Annotated in this window: 2 protein-coding genes; one reads left to right on the top strand and one right to left on the bottom strand. The window is 43.9% G+C overall.

The window, feature by feature from the left end; all coding sequences use genetic code 11:
* A partial coding sequence (locus F6K53_RS38435; RefSeq protein WP_293085073.1) for an ABC transporter substrate-binding protein occupies positions 1-724 on the bottom strand: 724 nt, incomplete at its 3' end.
* A gap of 313 nt (positions 725-1037) precedes the next feature.
* Between F6K53_RS38435 and F6K53_RS38440 the strand changes: the two genes are divergently transcribed.
* A complete protein-coding gene (locus tag F6K53_RS38440; RefSeq protein ID WP_075899632.1) occupies positions 1038-1844 on the top strand; it encodes a hypothetical protein in 807 nt (268 codons plus the stop codon).
* Positions 1845-2036: the final 192 nt, after the last annotated feature.

The following is a 2036-nucleotide window of genomic DNA, read 5'->3' on the forward strand; positions in this document are numbered from 1 at the left end:
CATTGCTAACAATGTCTTGGGGATTGGTGTTAGTGCCCCAAGTTGAAAGAAACTGGGGATTGCCATTACCATCAGTGGCTTGCACAGACTCTCGTAACGCATGAGCCGGTAGAATGGCTAGGGTTCCGGCGGATCTCACAAATGGCGCAAAGGGTTGTGGTAAGGTAAACTCAACTCGCCGCTGATCTAGTTTGCGCACCGATGGGTACTTACCAGTACTACCAATCTGGAGGAAATCTCGGAAGACTGTGGGAATTTTAGGATTCAGGTAAAGCTCCTGATAGGTAAAGATCACATCATCCACCGTCAGGGGTTCCCCATCAGACCACTTTAGCCCATGCCGCAGGGTGAAGGTGATCTGCTGTCGGTCTGAGGAAATGTCCCAAGATTCAGCTAGTTTTGGTTCCAACTCCCCTGTCATGCCATTCTCACTCAACAATCCTTCGTAGAGGTAACCAAATACACCGAAGGGAGAGGTATTAACAATATAGTTAAAGCTAGCTGGGTCACTAGGAGTAGCTAACACTAGTTGAGAGACCTGAGCTGCCTGAGTCTTAAACTGGTTCGGATGGCAACCTGTAAGGGTCAATAGACAAGATAGCACCAGCGCAATGGCTAGAGGCAGGGGTCGTAAGACCTGTTGAAAAGGGAGGAGTGTGGGGAGAGGAGGAAGGGAAGAATTAGTTTTGGATAAGAGGATATCTTTAAATACATTTTTAATCATTGTCTTGATGCAGTCGCAAATGGTAACGGTATCGGTATTAAAATTTATATAGCAAAGGGAATAGGGAATAGGGAATAGGGAATAGGGAATAGGGAAATCCTAAATCAAAAGTTATCACAGATTTAGGATTTCTCTAGTAATTTCATGGCTATAACCATAACGTGATCATCAACAAACGGGATCAACAAACCGGATGCGCGAGTATCGATCTATTACGGTAAAGCATACCCGATATTCATAAAACAAATGCGAACGCATACATCAGGTTTGGATACTTAAAGCACAGATTTGCGATAGTATCCAAGGGAGTGTCATGGCCGAAACAGTAGAGTCAAGCAACCTAGACAATACCAAAAAATTGGGGTTTTGTGATGCCCCGATACCGAAAATAATCTATGTCAAAAACTCTGAAAATGGTAAGTACCTGTGGCACTTTTGGAATCACTCAGAAAACAAACCAGAAGCCATTTACCACCAAGCCATTCGATGTTTTGTGAGTGGGATTGAGATAGTGGCAAAAGAATTTCTTGAGAAAGAAGTGCTTAAACTCCGCATCCAAGTGCTAGCGGATAAACCGTATTCTATCCAGTCAGGGATTGATAGTATATTTTCTCGTTGCTTTTTGCTTAGTCTTGTTAAGTTATCCCCTGAGCAAGTAAAGGAACCGCTGACGATCGCTCTGAGGGGTAATGATACTTCAAAAGGTAATCCAGCTACCGTATTCTGTTCCCTCTATGATAGTAGAGACCGCTATATATCCTATGATTGGGATGCTTCTGTTAATATCTACTCGATTGCCAATGCCTGCCAGTCACTTTTAAGTGGTCAGCCAATTTCACCACCAGGACCAGAGTCAGAGCCACAAACAAAGCCACAGACCGGGGCACAACAATCGGAAGATTGGATCAAGTCCCACGAATCTTTTGAAATTCTAAAGCAGACGTCCAAGGAACTTCAACGGTTGCGGTGGTCAAAACAAGATGGAGTTAAATACCTACAACAGGTTTACGGGAAGATTTCCCGTCAGTTTCTGACACCTGAAGAATTGTTAGATTTCCTCAAGAGGCTACAAAGCTTTCCAACCCCTAACCATGACAATATGGAAGAAACAGTTTTTTAGCTGCTGATATTAATTGGTATCCACAGCTACGATTCGGCAAAGCCGACGCGATCGCTTTCACTCACTGGGGGCGATTGACCTTTGGTCAAGCTACGCGAACGCTTTTTATGACGAAAGTACCTCACCGAATTGAAAAATGCTATAAATCACAGGTAAGCATATGTGCTACTTGAGATGCTACTTGAGGTGCCC

The organism is Moorena sp. SIO4A1, assembly GCF_010672065.1.
Lineage (GTDB): Bacteria > Cyanobacteriota > Cyanobacteriia > Cyanobacteriales > Coleofasciculaceae > Moorena.